This window comes from Bradyrhizobium sp. USDA 4341 (assembly GCF_054063755.1).
Genome location: NZ_JBSSGO010000002.1, coordinates 6,135,401 through 6,150,120, shown reverse-complemented (window position 1 = coordinate 6,150,120; position 14,720 = coordinate 6,135,401). Strand labels below are relative to the sequence as shown.

Below are 14,720 nucleotides of genomic sequence, written 5' to 3'. Positions count from 1 at the left end.
GGTCAGAACTTCGCGTTGAGGTCGACTTGCAGGACGTCGACGGCATACGGGCTGCCGGCGATGCTGTTGGCGCTCATCCAGCGCAAGGTCGCCCAGACATTCTCGCCGAGACCGATATTGCCGCCGACGAAATAGCCCTTGAGGTTGGTGCCGCCGAGGCCGAAGTCGGAGTCGGCGAAGGCGTCGATGGTGGCGTCGGATTCGAGATATTTGTAGCCGGCGTGGACGTTCCAATCCCAGAGATGCTTGATCTCCCTGTTGCCGACTGTGACGCGGCCGAGCCAGCCCTGATTGCCGCCGTTGAACGGGCCGGGCGTGGTGCCGCCATCCGGGCTCGGCCCGCGATTGTTCATCAGCACGCCGTAGGTTGCCGCAGCCGCGTTCATGAAGGAGCGGCTGAACGCGGTGTTGTAGACATACTCGCCGTCGAGCACGATGTGGGTCGGATGGAATTGTCCGAGATCGAGCTGTCCGCTGACGACCACCGGCCGGTACTGGCTGACCAATCCGAAATATTCGAACTGGTTGATCGTGCCGCCATTGTTACCGGTGCCCGGAGGATCGGCGATGATGTTACGCAGCGGGAAATAGGTATTGCCCTTCTGCGCGAAGGACGGCCGGGTCAGGTCGGTGTCGCAGACGTCGGATGCGGACGAGACCCTGCAGGGGCTCGAGAACTGGCCCTGAACATTGTCGAAGTCGTAGAAGGCAACGCCGAACCGAAATGAGTATTCCGGGCTGAACCGGGCATTGAAGCCGACCTGGCCTCCGAACAGCCACTTGTCGTGGCTGGCAAACTTGCTGGGCGGCGAGTTCAGGTTGCTCGGATCGGCCGGTAGATTGCTGCCGGCATTGAAATCGGTGTTGTAGATCGGGAACGCACCGCCCACGGCAAACGGCGTAAAGCCTTCCCAAACCTCGTGCTTGGCCTGAACGGCAAAACCGTCGAAGCCGAGCTCCCTGTACCAGACCAGATCGGTCGGCGACCAGAATGGATTGTCGATGCGACCTGCCGAGATCCTCAGATCGTCGCCCCAGGTCTGCCAGTTGATGTAGCCGCGATCGAGCCAGACGCCATACTTCGAGAAGTTGCCGCCACCGCCGCCAAGGGTCTGGTTGGTCGACACCGGCGAGCTGTTCTCGCCGGTCGCAATGCGCAGGCCGGCGGTGAACCCGTACAGCAGGTCGGCCTCCATGCCGAGCCGGCCGCGGAAGCGGAACTGGTTGCGATCCTGCGTGGCGTCGTAGGTCGGACCAAACGCAGTGCTCGAAATGTCATACGGCGGCCCGGTATTGATCGCGTTGTAGTTGGCCGCGCCGGCCTGGTCGTTGCCGGTCGGGAAATAGTTGCCCTGATAGCGCACGCGTGCATCGCCGTAGAAGCGGATGCGTTGCGCCCATTCCGGGTAGGTTCCGGGCGACGCCCAGTTCTCTTTCTGCGCCTTGGCCATCACCTCCTGCTTAATCTCTTCGCGTAACTGTCTTTTGACGACTTCGGGAACGTAGGTGACGTGCCGCGTGCCGGGCGGCTGCGCCGCCGCGGCGGCGGCGGTTGCGGCCTTGGTGGCGTCGTCGGCCTTGGTCGTGGCGTCCTTGGCGGCCTGGCGGGAGACATAGGCCTCGTCCTCGGCCTGCTTGATCAGTGCCTGGGCCTGCTCCTCCTTGAGGACGCCCTGCTGCACCAGCAGATTGACGAGGTTGACGGTGGCATTCGACGATGTCGGCTTGGTGCTCGACACCTTCGGCTTCTTTGCGTCGGTCCGCCTCGCCGCGGCGGCGGGACCCTGCTCGGCAGCCTGGTCCGCGGTCTGGCCCACGGCCGGCGTTGCGCAGGCGAGCGCGCTCAGCGACACCGCAAGCGGCAGCGCGCGCCATTCTGCGTGAGCTCGTTTCTTAAACATCAGTCCCCCAGTTCTCACTCGCACATTGAATTTCGAAGGTGGTCGTTCGTCAGTCGGTCTCGTCAGCTCGGCCGTCGCGCGGTGACGCGCGTGACCACCGGCATCGGCATGTCCTTGGGTGGCGGTTCGCGCAGCGTCAGGCTGCCGATCACCTCGTTGCGAAGCGCCGCATCGATCTCCGGATTGCCGGAGGACGGCGTCAGGACGACGCGGGTGACGTGGCCGGAGCCGTCCACCCACAGCCGCACCTGGATTTGCGTCGCCATGTTGCGGGTCTTCGGATTGGCGCGGATCGCCGCCTCGACCTGCGAGGTGATGATCGTGGTGTACCAACCCCAGCGGCTGCCACCGCCGCCGCCTCCGCCATACGGGTTGCCGCCGGGCTTGCCGCCGAGATTGAACAGATCGCCGGGTCCCGTCGGCTTGGCATCGAGCGACAGCGGACCGGGCGGCTCGTCGTTCTTGGCGTCCTTGGCCGGCTCGTCCTTCGGCTTGTCGACCGGCTTCTCTTCCTTGAACTCGGGCTCCGCCATCTTGGGCTGCTCGATCATCTTCTGCTCGGGCTGCGGCTGTGGCGGCGGAGGCGGAGGTGGCGGCGGCAGCGTCACATTGACGATGGTGAGATCGCGCACCTGACGCGGCGGCGGCAGATCGTCGTGACCGAGAAAGAAATAGACGATGCCGCCAAGGAACAGCGCGACCACCGCCACCACCGCGCCGTAGCGCAGCAGCGCACTGCGCTCGCCCTTCCGGGCGGCCGTGTTGCGGGCAGCGGTCGGCGGCGCCGCGGCTGTTGCGGGCGTGACGGCAACATCGTGATCGTCGGCTGACGGCGCGGCACGCGCGTTCTGGTCCCGCATCGGCGCGTTCATGGCGCGGCCTCCACCGAGGCGCGATCGAGCAGCCTGTCATTGACGTATTGCATGACGAAGCTGGCAAGCGCGTCGAAGTCCGTGGTCTTCAGGATGACCTTGGTGTCGGGGCCTGCTTCGATCGCTGCGTGAAAGGTCTCAACCTCGCTCAAATAGTCGACATAGGCCATCGCGTCGATCGACAGGCGGGCCCACGGGCATCGCGAGATCGTCAGCCGCAGCGGTTTGTCAGCGGGCTCGCGGCCTGCGACGTGCCGGCGCAGCACATCCGCGAGCTTGACCAGCAGGGCCTCGCCATGGACGGGAAATGCGACCACCTCGCCGCGCGGCTCCTCGCGCACGTCCGCGGCGACCGGTACCACACCGAACTCCGCGCCAATACCGGCGCGGATCGGCACCTGCGAGACGGGCTCGGCGCGCGTGACGTCCGCGGCACCGCAGCCGTGATCGAATGATCGCATCATGCCGCTCAGCCACGACCGCAGCGTCCTGCGCTCGGTCAGCGGGAAAGGTGATGGCTGCGTGATCATGGCGTCGCTTTCCGACCGGCTCACTTCACGAGCGGCTTGGTGGCGAGCCCGACCTGGCTCAGGCCGATACGGCTGAGCAGATCGAACACATCCATCACGCTCTGGTACTGCGCCTGCGCATCGCCGCGCAGCACCACGGGAAACTCCGGCGTCAGCGCCTTCTGCTGGATCAGCCGCTGCTCGAGTTCGGCCAAGGTCACCGGAATGGTGTCGAGGAAGATCTTGCCGTCATTGGCGACCGTGATCGCCTTGGTGGTCTGGGTCGCAAGGCTCGGCGCCGCCGAGGCCTTCGGCAGATTGACCTTCTGACCCTGCACGGTCGCCGTCGTCATGATGATGAAGATCACCAGCAGCACGTAGGCGAGGTCCAACATCGGCGTGATGTTGATGTCGTCATAGGGCTTGGAGTCGGCCTGGATCTGCATGGCCGTTACTCCGCAGCGATGCGGTGTTCGACCGGGTCCGGCCGGTCGGCGGAATAGAATTCCGCCATCTTGGTCACGAACTCGTCGACGAAGACCTGGATGTCGTTGGTCAGGTCCTTGATCCGGGAGATCAGGTAGTTGTAGCCGAACAGCGCCGGGATCGCGACGCCGAGACCGGCGACGGTTGCGACCAGCGCCGCAGCGATGCCGGGCGCGATCGCGTTGACGTTGACGTCGCCGCTCGCCGCGATCGCCGCGAAGGTGATCATGACGCCGACCACGGTGCCGAGCAGGCCGAGAAACGGTCCGCCGGAGATCGCGATGGTCAGCACCACCATCAGGCGGTTGAGGCGCTGCATCTCCTTGACGACGCCGCTATCGAGCGCCGCGCGGATCGCCGCGATCGAGACCGCCGACAGCACCGGCGCGCGCTGCGAGTTGCTGAAGCGGTGGCGAATTTCCGCGGCGCCGATGTGGTAGATGCGGTAGAGCGAAGACGAACGCATCATCTTGGCGTCGGCCTCGGTGAGGCGTCCGCCCAGCGTCGAGATATCGTCGGCATCGCCGCGATCCAGCATGGTGAGATCGGCCGCGATCTCGCGGAACCCCTTCATGAACTGGGCATTCGCCCTGGCCTGCTTGCTGAGATACGAGGCTCTGTCGAACATCACCACCCAGCTGACCGCGGCCATGATCAGGAGAATGCCGATCACCACCCAGCCGTCGAGCGTCACCGACTTCAGGATCACCGCGAAGTAGCCGGACAGCCAGCTTGCAGTCTCCTCATCGACGCTGAAAGCCATCAGCTTGGCCTGGTCGGGGCCCTGCCCGATCGCCATCACCTTGATGAGTCCGGCGGGCCGCGCGACCTTGCTGATCTGCAGCTCGTCGAAGTCGCCGACGAAGCCGGCCATCGCGGCGGCTACGGGCGCCGGCGTTGCCGCCGCATCCGGCGTCGCCGCGGGCGCGGCGCCACCGTCCGCAGCCGGCGCATCAGGGGGCACTGATGGTGTTGCTGCGGACGGGGCCGTCGCAGGCGCGATCGGAGAGGCACTGGAGGTCGACGAGTCTCCTCCGATCAGGCCAACGGTATTGAGGGCGGGCAGGCTCGCGCTGAGCGCGGCGTAGGACACGCCGTCGAGATAGAGCGTGACCTGACCGTTTCCGGCAACGACGGCGACATGATGCCAGCTGCCGGCCGCCACCGGCGCTCCGGCGCTCGAGCGCTGCACGGAGCCCGCATTGGTGACCTCCACAAACGGGCTGCCGTTATCGATACCGACCACCAGTGCGTTGGCGCCGTCACGCCGGCTGAACAGCGCAGCGTTGGGCTGCAACGCGGCCGGCTTGATCCAGGCCGACCAGGTCAGCGCAGCACCATCCGGCGACGCGAGCGACGGCGAGGCCGGCACGGTTACCGGCGCGCGGCCGTCGAGCCGCAAGCCGGTCCCGATCAGCGAACCGTCCGCCGGCTGGCCGACGCTTTGGGCGTTGTTGGCCCACACCGAGGAATCGATCGCCGGCGTACCGCGCTCGTTGAAGTGATAGACCGTCAGGGTATCCGGATCGTAGGTGCCCTTGGGGTCACTGGTCGCGACGGCTTTCTTGTTGCCGTAATAGAGCCAGATATCGGTCCGCGCGCCCGGCGCGATGTTCGGCACCGCGACCCAGACCAGGCCCTCGCCGAGCAGCGAATCGAACTTCTCGATGTGATGCTTCAGCGGCGTCTTGTCGTCACCGGCGACAAACCGCAGATCGCTGCCGTCGTCCTTCGCCGAGCTGAAGCGGAAGTTGCCGACATGCAGCCGCACCAGCACCGGCACCCCGCCGATCGGATCGGTGACGTTGGCGCCCGACGCGCTGACGTCGACCGTGATCTTCTTGCGCAGCGACCATTCGTCGTTCCACCACGCATTGGCCGGCGCGAGCGACGCCACCAGGGCGACGAGCCCGAACAACAACGCCGTCGCGACGTTCGCAACGCCTCGGCGCAGCGCCGCCCGGCGCGTGCGTCGCTCGAGAGTAAGATCTATCGCCATCAGAATTCACCCCAAATTCGGAAGTTCACGCGCGGACTGTTTGCGTGCGTGTATTGTTGAGCGACCCCAGGCACCGAAAGCGCGACCATCCCGTTGAAATATTCGAAGGTCTTGAATCGCGTGCCGAGGCCGTAGCTCCATGCGACGAATGACGATTGCTGATCAGGCAGCGGCTGCTGAATCGACGCGTAACCGGCATCGAAGAACGTGAAGAAGCGCCAATCGTTGAAGGTGATGAAGCGCGGCTTGCCGTCGCCGGTTTCGCTCTTGAGCTCGCCTTGCAGCATGCTGCCGACATTGGGGGTGCGCAGCTCGAAATTGGCGACCGCGCCGTTGTCGCCGAGCACCTCGGACTCGAGATAGCCGCGAACGGTATCGAGACCTCCGAGGCTGAACTGCTCGCTCGAGACCAGCGGGCCGTCGGCAATCTGCCCCTGCACCTTGCCGTAGAGCTGGAATCCTTCCGGCAGCTCCTGGGTATGCGAGACGTCGAGGTTGAGGTGGGTGAAGCTCGGCGAAGCCTTGAAGCGCTTCGCGTCGAACTCGTCCCAAGGGCTGCTCAGCGTCCGGATGTTGTAGGTGACGCCGGCATTGAACTGCGTCGTGAACTTCTCTTCCTGGAACGTCGCCCCATAAGTCGCGACGACGGGATAATAAGTGACAGGTGACGAGAACCCGTCGGTGCCGAGCTTCACGGTCTGGTCGAAATGCTTGTAGTCCATGCCGACCGACAGCGTGTGGAACAGGCCCTCGCGCGTCGGCAGCGTGATCACGGCGCGCTCGCCGATGATCGTGCCGGGACCGACCACATTGGTGCCGCCGATCGTCGCGACATTGCTGTTCGACTTGACGCTGTAGAACAGCAGATTGAGCCAATCGGCGTTCGGCACGCGTGCCATATACGAGCCGGAGAACACCTCGGCATCGCTCGGGCGCTCCGGCGCGACCTGATAGGTGAAGCTCAGCGAATGCCCGAGCTGCCACAGATTGTCGTAGTGCACGGTGGCGGAGACGCGGCTCGCCGTGGTGGACGGCGATTGCCGGTTGTTGGCTTCGAGGCTGGCGTGGAACGGCGCCTTGTCCTCGACGTTGAGATCGACGTCGACGGTGCCCGGCGCCACGCCGGCACGCAGCGCCGGAGTCACGCGGCGATCCGGCCACTGGTTGAGCGAAACGATGTCCTTGGTGACGTCACCGAAATTGGGAACGGTGCCCTCCTTCAGCGAAGGCGCGCTGTCCTTGATCCGGTCGAGATCGAAATAGCGCGAATTCTTCACGCGCAGCCGCCCGACCTTCAGCTCGGTCACCTTGAGGGTGACCACACCGCCGGTCACGTTCTGCTGCGGGACCGCGACGCTGACGGTCTGGAAGCCCTTGTCGTGATACGCCTTCTCCAGCGCGGCCCGCGCCTTCTCGACGTCCTCCGAGGTCTTGCCCGGACCGAGGAACGGATAGATCGCCTCCTCGATCTCGACTTGCGGCAGCCTATCGGCGCCCTGCAGGGCGAAGTCGTCGATGTCGAAGCGCTGCAGCGGCGCCGACGGCTTCTGCGCCGGTGCATTCGCCTGCGCCGGCTGCTTGTCCGCCGCCGGCGCTGCGGCCGTAGCCGCAGCCGCATCTTTCGCTGCTTCCTTCGCCGCGCGCGCCGGAACGATAGCTGCTACGGAGCCAACCACGGTGAGCGCCGCAGCCGACACGCGCAACCCGATCCGGCATCGCTGACGATGCCCAATAGCCCAATGATCTCTTCGACTACGCACAGACGTCCCACTTACTTCGCGCAGACGCGCGCCATCGCGACAGGAAGGCCGCGATGACGACGCCTTACTCTGAAGACGACTGGGCGAACGCAAACCCGCAAAAGAATCTGCGGCGGCGCAAAAGAAATTTTTGGTTTGTTAGGAAATCGAGCGGCGCGGCGCCGATTCGTTCGACTTTAGCCCCGTTCCAATTGCAGCGGATGGGGCTAAATATCTCTTTGATGCGTCTGCTTCACGCGAACCGGTATCCATCCCGCATCAAGTGCGGGACAGGCTTCGCTCGAAAACGCTCCAGGTCAACTCATCAACACCACACCGCCGGGTAGCGATGTGATCCGCGCGCCGAACAGTTGCTCGACCTGGGCGACGAAATTGTCGAGCTTGTCGACCTGGAAAGTGCCGTTGACCAACCGGCGTTTCAGTTCCGCGTTGGTAATGATGATCTTTCCGGCGCGGTACCGGTTCACTTCGTCGACGACGCTCGCCAGCGGCCGGTCGCGGAAGATCAACAATCCGGTCTGCCAGGCCGCGACCTGCTTGGCGTCGACCGGAAGCGATGCCTGCAGGCCCGCGCGCGAATAGGTGACCTGTTCTGCCTTGCGAAGCTGTACGGAACGGCCGTCCTGCTCGACGGTGACGATGCCGTCGAGGCACGTCACCGAAACCACGCCATCGAGGCAGCGCGCGTTGAAATCGGCCTGCAGCGCGCTGATGCATCCGTCGCGCGCCAGCATCACCAGCGGCGTCGACGACGACGACCTGCGGGCGACCACCGAGGCCTCGCCCGAAATCAACTCGACCCGCGTCTCGTTCGGCGAGGGCCGCAGCGCAAGGCTGGTCTGGGTGTTCAATTCAACCGAAATGTCGGGCGCCAGCATCACCTTGCGCTGTTCGCCCTTTCCGGTCCGGTAGTCGGCCGAGAGCTCCTCGATCGACGGCCACATGTCGAGTGGCGGGTGGATCATCACATAGCCGGCTGCGGCTGCGATCGCACCGCCGAGCACGATGCGGCGCGTCAAGAGGCGTGATGGCCGGGGCGTCAACGCCACCACGGGGGCCGCGGCGGCCTGCTCATCGGCGAGTTCCTTTGCCGCGGCGCTGGCGCTGCGGAGCAGCCGGGCAGCCGCCCTGAAGGCATCCTCGTGGTCGGGACTTTGCGCGCGCCAGTGTTGCAACGCGTCGACGTCGGCGCGGGTCGGCGCGCCGGCTTTCAGCCGAACAACCCAGTCAAGCGCCTCATCCAGCAACGGATCGGGCCCGGAAGTGCGGGTCGGCTCGGTCACGACGGATCGCTCATCACCCTGCTCGCCAAACCTCAACCTCCCGATCGCGTCGAGCACATAGCGAAAGTCGCTATATAAACGATTCCGACGGCAGCAGGGCACCGCAATCGGCTGTTGCGCACAACGCAGGCAGAAACATCCGGTAATCGCAGCTTGCTCCAGGTCGCGCGCCGGGAGGCCGCGCGGCGATCGCATGCCGGGCCGATCAGGTCTGCACGTGTTTTCAAGCGGCGCAACACTTCCGGCGAACCTTTCCCAGGCACCCAAACGGTCCTTATGAGATCGCTCTCTACCCTATAGACGACGGAAAGCCCGCTATCCCGCAGAACAGAGGTTGAAAATCCCGCAGCTTGTGCCCCCTGATTTCAGGTTAAGCGCCTGCAGTTGTTGGAAATAGTTCCCGCAACAAATTTCGACGGCCGGCTCCGCGTGACGGCGCGCGTCGCGGCCGCGGCGAATGCGATCACGTACGGGGACGAGGACCGCCGAGACGACGGATCAGAGTATAGTCGAGGCAATCGGCACAATGGCTCAGAGCCAACTTCAAATCGCTTTCCACCGTTCGCACGCTGACACCGAGGCGGGTTGCCACATCGCTCGGCGTCCGTCCCTCGATCGTAATACTATAAAGCACATCGCGCGGCCGCTCCGGTAATTCGGCCAAGGCACGCTTGAAGGCATCAATATCGGAGCGCGCCTCGACGATTCGCGCCGGGCTCGGTCCGTCGTCGCTGACGTCGAGCAATGAATCGATTTCGGCCGCGCTGACGCGGAGATTCTGCGCCTTCTGGCGATCCCGGGCGATATTGATCGCGATACGGAAGATATAGTCGGCGGGGCTGCGGATCGGCACCGCGTCAGTGACCCGCTCCAGCCGCAGGAACGTCTCGTGCAGGGCTTCGTAGGCGAAGTCCGACGATCCCAGGCGGCGGGTCAATTTCTTGACCAGGCCGTCGTAGTTATCTGCAAGCTGGCCCCGCAGCCGCACTCGATTGATTTCAGCCACGTTCCGCGGCCTCCCAGACACCAGCCCGATATCCAGATTGAATTGTTCTTGAAGCTGCCCATCTCGTAACGGCCGCGCACAACACATTTATGACGGCAACAAGTCGACACCGAGCGACACGCAAGCTGGTGCATCGCGGTCACATCCAAACAATGAACTGCCGCTTGCGCTTGCGAAGCTGAACGGGCCGCGCAATCGGATCAGGCCGGGTCGAAGACCAAAGTGATCTGAATATTGAGCCGGTCGGGCAGCGCCGACGGGATCAACGGCAGCGGCTGCGCCCGCCGGATCGCATCGACCGCAGCCTTGTCGAGCACGGCCTGTCCGGAACTGGTCTTGACCCAGACTTCGAGCAGGGTGCCGTCCCGCTGCATGGAGAACAGCGTCTCGACCGCCCCATGCAGCCGACCAAGCCGCGCCGCGTTCGGATAGCGCTGGTAGCGTGCCACGTGACGAAGCAGCGCCTGCTGAAATTTCACGGCGACACTGTTGGGCGGCGCATCGGCGGGCGACGGCGTCGGACGCAGGCTCGGCACGGCCGGCTCCGCCGGCATCGGCTCCCGCGCCGGGGCCGCGGTCAGATTGTCGAGCGGCGGATCGGAGCTCTCCAGTGACACCTCGGTCCGGCTTGCGAGGGTCGCGGTTTGCGGCTGCGACACGGGCGCAACCGGAATCGGCGCAGGCGATGGGCTCGGCAACAACCGAACCTGGACGATCGAGCTCTGCTCCCGGTTTGCCGGTCCAGCCGGCGGCTGCAACCGGATCCAGTAGATTCCCCCGACGAACAACAGGGCTGCGATCGCCGGCACCAGGAGCAGACGCAACACCTCGCCCGAGGTCCACGCGCTCGGATCCTCGGGATGAAACAGCAGCGTCATCGGCCTCAAGCCGCGCACGCCATCCGCTCCGCTGGTGTCGTTGTCAATCATTGGAACGATTTCACCCGGATCGCGATCCGCACCGGCTGCGACGCATTCGCGGGCGTCGTTCGGCTGACGGTCAATCCTTGCAGCGCCGCGGTCACGGCGGCATCACGGTTCTGATCGCCGGTCGATCGCAACAGCTGGGTTCGCTGGATCGTGCGCGAGGGATCGATCCACAGATCGACAACGAGCTGATAGCTGCCGCCGCGAGACCCGATATTCTTCTGCAACGCTTTCTGAAGGTCGAGCTGCAGGCTTTCGCTGTAGTCGCGCAGCGCGCCGGTATCGTTGCCGTCACTGGTCGCCCGCACCTGCAGCGTGCCGAGCGACAGATCCGCGGTCGCAAGCGGGCTCGCCGGCGGATGGTCGGCGCGCGCGGCGCGCGAAGCAAGCGTGATGGCATCTGGACGAATGTACTGGACCTTCAGATCGGTTCCCGTCAGCAGCACATTCAATGCATCCTCGGGCGTGAGGCTGCCTTCGACCGATGTCGACTTCCGTCCCGTCGCAGAATTGCTCTCATAGAGCACCTGAACGCCGGTTCGTTCGCCATAAGCCTGCAGCGCGCTCGCAAGCTGCTGGGCCGGGATGTTGAATTCGATCGCTGCGGATGCCGTGACCGTGTCGCGCTGCTGCGCGGCAACCGCGCAGATGCTGCCGATCAGCAGCGCAGCACAAATCCCGAACAGATACCGCGACGTTGCGGAGGCTCGCGGAGCGTCAGCGCCGATCGCAGCGCCCGCGCGTGCACCATATGATCCAACTGCCGTCATAACCTTGCTTCGGCCCAAAGTGACCGTGGGTGAAATTCGGCCAGCATGTCTGTGCGGTTGACCTTCCGGCCAGCGAGCCTGCGTTCTTTATATCTGGAATGTGACGGCCGTCTAACCGGCAGCATGATCGGCCGGAGTGCCGGGAATTTGTGCTGACCTTTCAGCGCGAAAAGTTCCCGAACAGCGCCGGAGCGGCGGCGAGCTCCAGGCAAGCGACGCGGCGCGGGCCAAAAAACGAGCGAGCGCTCTCTCAGAAAAATTGATCATCCCCCTTTTCCGAACGGCAGTTCGTGGGCTAGGAATTAAGCAAGGGCGCAAAGCCCGGCCCGGATCGGCAACCAAATGAATGGTCCGGGGACATAGCCAGGGAGGCAACGTGGGTCTCGCGCGTCAGCGGCCGGGGACGAATGCGTTCGCGATGGACGTGCTTTGCGCACGCATTCTCGAACGTCATCGGGATTCCATCCGGGTCCAGAAGCCGCATCTCGCCGTTCCGAACCTCACGCGCATCATCGGCGCGACGCTCACGCTGTCCAACAAGCACGGCTTTCACGCCACCACGCTGCGCCAGCTCGCAGAGGCCTCCGGCCTCAGCATGGGCGGCCTCTATACCTATTTCGACAGCAAGCCGACGCTGCTGTCGATGATCCTCGGCGAGGTCGCCGAAACGGCCGCCGAGGTCCTCACCGCACCGCCCGCCAGCGTGAAGCAGGATGCGCGCAAGCACCTGCACTGGATCATCGCCACCCACGTTCGCATGAGCGAGGCGATGCAGCCCTGGTTCGTGTTCTCCTTCATGGAAGCGAAGTCGTTTCCGCCCGCGGAGCGCCAGCGTGCCATCGAGATGGAGGTGATGACCGAGAAGATCATCGCCGACGTCCTCAAACAAGGCGTCGCCAGCGGGGCGTTCGCCATCGACCAGGTCACGCTGACGGCCTCGCTGATCAAGCCGCTGCTGCAGGACTGGTACGTCAAGCGCGCGAAGTACCGCAGACGCGGCACCTCGATCGAGGCCTACATCAACGCCGTCGGCGCCTTCGTCGACGCCGCGGTCGCCGGCAGGACGCGGCCGAGCCGCGTCGCGACCGGCTCCCGCACGAGATCCAGGCCGACGGCGCAGCCATAGCAGCAGGAAGGACGAGGAATGAAGCGATTGCGGTTCAATCAACAGGAGATCGTCTTCGCCGTATTCGCCGTGCTCTTCCTGGCGTTCTCGATTTTCCTGCGCGGCTTTCTGACGCCGGAGAACATGCTGACGCTGCTGCAGAACGTGGCGGTGCTCGGCATTCTCGGGCTCGCCATGGCGCTGGTCGTGATCGGGCGCGGCATCGACATCTCGCTGATCGCTGCCCTCGCGGTGCCTCCGGGTCTCGTGCTGCAGATGGTGCAGAACGGCCACTCGCTGCCGGCCTCGCTGCTCACGGCCGTGCTGCTCACGATCGCCTTCGGCCTGGTCAATGGCTGGCTGATCGCCTACGCCGAGGTCCCTTCGCTGTTTGCAACGCTGGCGACCGGCCTGCTGCTCGCCGGCCTCGGACAGGCCGCGCTGTTTCAGCTCGACGTCGTGCAGTGGAGCGACGGCATGCAGGGCTTCGAACGGCTCGGACAAGGCACCATCCTCGGTATCCCGACCTCGATCGTGATGTTCGCGATCGCCTGCGTGGTGGTCGCCTTCCTGCTGCGCCAGACGCGCTGGGGCGCCTATATCTACGCGATCGGCGACAATCCCTATGCGGCCCGCGTCACCGGCATCCCCTCGCGGCCGATCATCGTGCTGCAATATGTCGTCGCGGCCCTGATCGGCTGCTTTGCAGGCCTGGTGATGGCGGCGTCGGTCAACTCGATGCCGACCCGCGTCTTCAATTCGACCCTGATCTACGACGTCATTCTCGTCGTCGTGCTCGGCGGCATCGGGCTGTCGGGCGGCCGCGGCGGCGTGCTCAACGTCATCATCGGAACGCTGCTGATCGGCACCATGCTGAACGGCATGACCATCATGGACATCTCCTACGCCGGACAAAACCTCGTCAAGGGCGTCGTCCTGCTGCTCGCCGTCATCACGGATTCATTCCTGAATCCGCGCAACGAAGAAACGGCACAGCAGGGCGACATCTGAACCAGCTACAAAAAGATCAATCACGACCAAGGAGGAAGCAATGAAATACGCTGTCAGGACTGCCAAGGTGATCGCCGCAGCGCTCGGGCTCGCGGCCATCGCCGCCCCGGCTCTGGCCCAGCAGGGCCTGGACGAGCCGTTCCAGAAGCCGTTCAAGGAGGCGCTCGCCGGCAAGACGGTGGCCTACGTTCCGGTCGCCATGAACTTCGACCTCACCGAAGGCTGGTACGCCGGCATGAAGAAGGAGCTCGAGCCGCTCGGCGTCAAGTTCGAGATCCGCGATCCCAACTGGAACACCAATGCCGGCGCGCAGGCGGTGACCTCGCTGATCTCGGAGAAGCCCGCCGTGATGGTGATCCATAATCCGGACGTGCAGACCTACGCCAAGCTGCTGCAGCGCGCCGAGAACGAAGGCATCTACGTCATCCAGATCAACATGGGATCGGCCTATCGCTCTTCAGCCTTTGTCGGCGCCAACTGGATCGAGATCGGCGAGAAGGACACGGAAGCCGTCGTCAAGGCCTGCCAGGGCAAGTCGAACAAGATTGCCATCGTGCAAGGCGCGCTGTCGGCGGCGGCCAGCGCCTACACGCTCAAGGGCGTCGAGAACGTGCTCGCCAAGCATCCCGAGATCAAGGTGGTCTCGAGCCAGGCCGCCGACTGGGATGCGGCAAAGGCCAAGGCGATCACCCAGACGGTGCTGAAGCAGAATCCCGATCTCTGCGGCATCGTCGGCTTCTGGGACGGCATGGACATCGGCACCGCGGCCGCGGTGAAGGAGGCCGGCCTGACCGGCAAGGTGTTCGTCGCGACCTCCGGCGGCGGCGAGCGCAAGGGCGCCTGCGAGCTCGTGAAGTCCGGCGCCTTCGACCTCAACCTGAGCTACGACGTGCCGACCCAGGCCGCGCAGATGGCCGGCACCATCAAATGGCTGCTGTCATCGGGCGCCAAGGCCGGCTCGATCAAGGGTTCGGAATACACGACCCTGATTCCGATCACCAAGGAGAACGCGGACAGCCAGACCGCGTGCTGGAATCTCAGTGACCTGAAGAAATAATCCGGCCACGTCCGCTTGACGTCCCGGGTGCACCC

The 14,720-nt window shown here is 64.7% G+C and carries 13 protein-coding genes; 3 read left to right on the top strand and 10 right to left on the bottom strand.

Going from position 1 to position 14,720, the window contains the following annotated elements:
• Positions 1–2: 2 nt before the first annotated feature.
• The 10 genes from ACVIGB_RS35180 to ACVIGB_RS35135 all read right to left on the bottom strand — a co-directional run bounded on the left by ACVIGB_RS35180 (position 3) and on the right by ACVIGB_RS35135 (position 11,512).
• A complete protein-coding gene (locus tag ACVIGB_RS35180; protein WP_456719213.1) occupies positions 3–1,901 on the bottom strand; it encodes a putative porin in 1,899 nt (632 codons plus the stop codon).
• 62 nt (positions 1,902–1,963) lie between these two features.
• Positions 1,964–2,773 carry a TonB C-terminal domain-containing protein gene (locus tag ACVIGB_RS35175; RefSeq protein WP_456719214.1) on the bottom strand — a complete coding sequence of 270 codons (810 nt, stop codon included), beginning with the start codon at positions 2,771–2,773 and terminating at the stop codon, positions 1,964–1,966.
• Positions 2,770–3,303: a hypothetical protein gene (locus tag ACVIGB_RS35170; protein WP_456719215.1), complete on the bottom strand. Its 534-nt coding sequence runs from the start codon at positions 3,301–3,303 to the stop codon at positions 2,770–2,772. The genes ACVIGB_RS35175 and ACVIGB_RS35170 overlap by 4 nt, the downstream gene beginning before the upstream one ends.
• A gap of 20 nt (positions 3,304–3,323) precedes the next feature.
• A complete protein-coding gene (locus ACVIGB_RS35165) occupies positions 3,324–3,728 on the bottom strand; it encodes an ExbD/TolR family protein (protein ID WP_092122695.1) in 405 nt (134 codons plus the stop codon).
• A gap of 5 nt (positions 3,729–3,733) precedes the next feature.
• Positions 3,734–5,767: a DUF2341 domain-containing protein gene (locus tag ACVIGB_RS35160; RefSeq protein ID WP_456719216.1), complete on the bottom strand. Its 2,034-nt coding sequence runs from the start codon at positions 5,765–5,767 to the stop codon at positions 3,734–3,736.
• A complete protein-coding gene (locus tag ACVIGB_RS35155; protein WP_456719217.1) occupies positions 5,767–7,470 on the bottom strand; it encodes a ShlB/FhaC/HecB family hemolysin secretion/activation protein in 1,704 nt (567 codons plus the stop codon). Before ACVIGB_RS35155 ends, ACVIGB_RS35160 begins: the two co-directional genes overlap by 1 nt.
• Positions 7,471–7,823: 353 nt before the next feature.
• Entirely contained in the window at positions 7,824–8,810 is a 987-nt protein-coding gene (locus ACVIGB_RS35150) for a FecR family protein (RefSeq protein WP_456749256.1), read from the bottom strand.
• Positions 8,811–9,273: 463 nt separating this feature from the next.
• Positions 9,274–9,816, bottom strand: coding sequence for an RNA polymerase sigma factor (locus ACVIGB_RS35145; RefSeq protein ID WP_229171442.1), 543 nt, complete (start codon positions 9,814–9,816; stop codon positions 9,274–9,276).
• Positions 9,817–10,016: 200 nt separating this feature from the next.
• Positions 10,017–10,745 carry a TonB family protein gene (locus tag ACVIGB_RS35140; protein ID WP_456719219.1) on the bottom strand — a complete coding sequence of 243 codons (729 nt, stop codon included), beginning with the start codon at positions 10,743–10,745 and terminating at the stop codon, positions 10,017–10,019.
• Positions 10,742–11,512, bottom strand: a complete 771-nt coding sequence (locus ACVIGB_RS35135; protein WP_456719220.1) for an STN domain-containing protein — start codon at positions 11,510–11,512, stop codon at positions 10,742–10,744. The genes ACVIGB_RS35140 and ACVIGB_RS35135 overlap by 4 nt, the downstream gene beginning before the upstream one ends.
• A gap of 418 nt (positions 11,513–11,930) precedes the next feature.
• On the opposite strand from ACVIGB_RS35135, the gene ACVIGB_RS35130 reads away from it, so the two are divergent.
• The 3 genes from ACVIGB_RS35130 to ACVIGB_RS35120 are packed head-to-tail and all read left to right on the top strand — an operon-like array spanning position 11,931 to position 14,685.
• Positions 11,931–12,638 (top strand): TetR/AcrR family transcriptional regulator, encoded by a 708-nt coding sequence (locus tag ACVIGB_RS35130; RefSeq protein ID WP_456725002.1) that lies wholly within the window; start codon positions 11,931–11,933, stop codon positions 12,636–12,638.
• 18 nt (positions 12,639–12,656) lie between these two features.
• Entirely contained in the window at positions 12,657–13,628 is a 972-nt protein-coding gene (locus ACVIGB_RS35125; protein ID WP_207833677.1) for an ABC transporter permease, read from the top strand.
• Between the two features lie 40 nt (positions 13,629–13,668).
• Complete coding sequence (locus ACVIGB_RS35120) at positions 13,669–14,685, top strand: sugar ABC transporter substrate-binding protein (protein ID WP_092122674.1); 1,017 nt, start codon at positions 13,669–13,671, stop codon at positions 14,683–14,685.
• The last annotated feature ends 35 nt before the right edge of the window (positions 14,686–14,720 follow it).

Excerpts from the sequence above, each read along its gene's own strand:
- ACVIGB_RS35130 (WP_456725002.1), top strand. The coding sequence starts at position 11,931 with ATGGACGTGCTTTGCGCACGCATTCTCGAACGTCATCGGGATTCCATC.
- ACVIGB_RS35135 (WP_456719220.1), bottom strand. The coding sequence starts at position 11,512 with ATGACGGCAGTTGGATCATATGGTGCACGCGCGGGCGCTGCGATCGGC.
- ACVIGB_RS35175 (WP_456719214.1), bottom strand. The coding sequence starts at position 2,773 with ATGAACGCGCCGATGCGGGACCAGAACGCGCGTGCCGCGCCGTCAGCC.
- ACVIGB_RS35170 (WP_456719215.1), bottom strand. The coding sequence starts at position 3,303 with ATGATCACGCAGCCATCACCTTTCCCGCTGACCGAGCGCAGGACGCTG.
- ACVIGB_RS35120 (WP_092122674.1), top strand. The coding sequence starts at position 13,669 with ATGAAATACGCTGTCAGGACTGCCAAGGTGATCGCCGCAGCGCTCGGG.
- ACVIGB_RS35165 (WP_092122695.1), bottom strand. The coding sequence starts at position 3,728 with ATGCAGATCCAGGCCGACTCCAAGCCCTATGACGACATCAACATCACG.
- ACVIGB_RS35140 (WP_456719219.1), bottom strand. The coding sequence starts at position 10,745 with ATGATTGACAACGACACCAGCGGAGCGGATGGCGTGCGCGGCTTGAGG.
- ACVIGB_RS35125 (WP_207833677.1), top strand. The coding sequence starts at position 12,657 with ATGAAGCGATTGCGGTTCAATCAACAGGAGATCGTCTTCGCCGTATTC.
- ACVIGB_RS35160 (WP_456719216.1), bottom strand. The coding sequence starts at position 5,767 with ATGGCGATAGATCTTACTCTCGAGCGACGCACGCGCCGGGCGGCGCTG.
- ACVIGB_RS35180 (WP_456719213.1), bottom strand. The coding sequence starts at position 1,901 with ATGTTTAAGAAACGAGCTCACGCAGAATGGCGCGCGCTGCCGCTTGCG.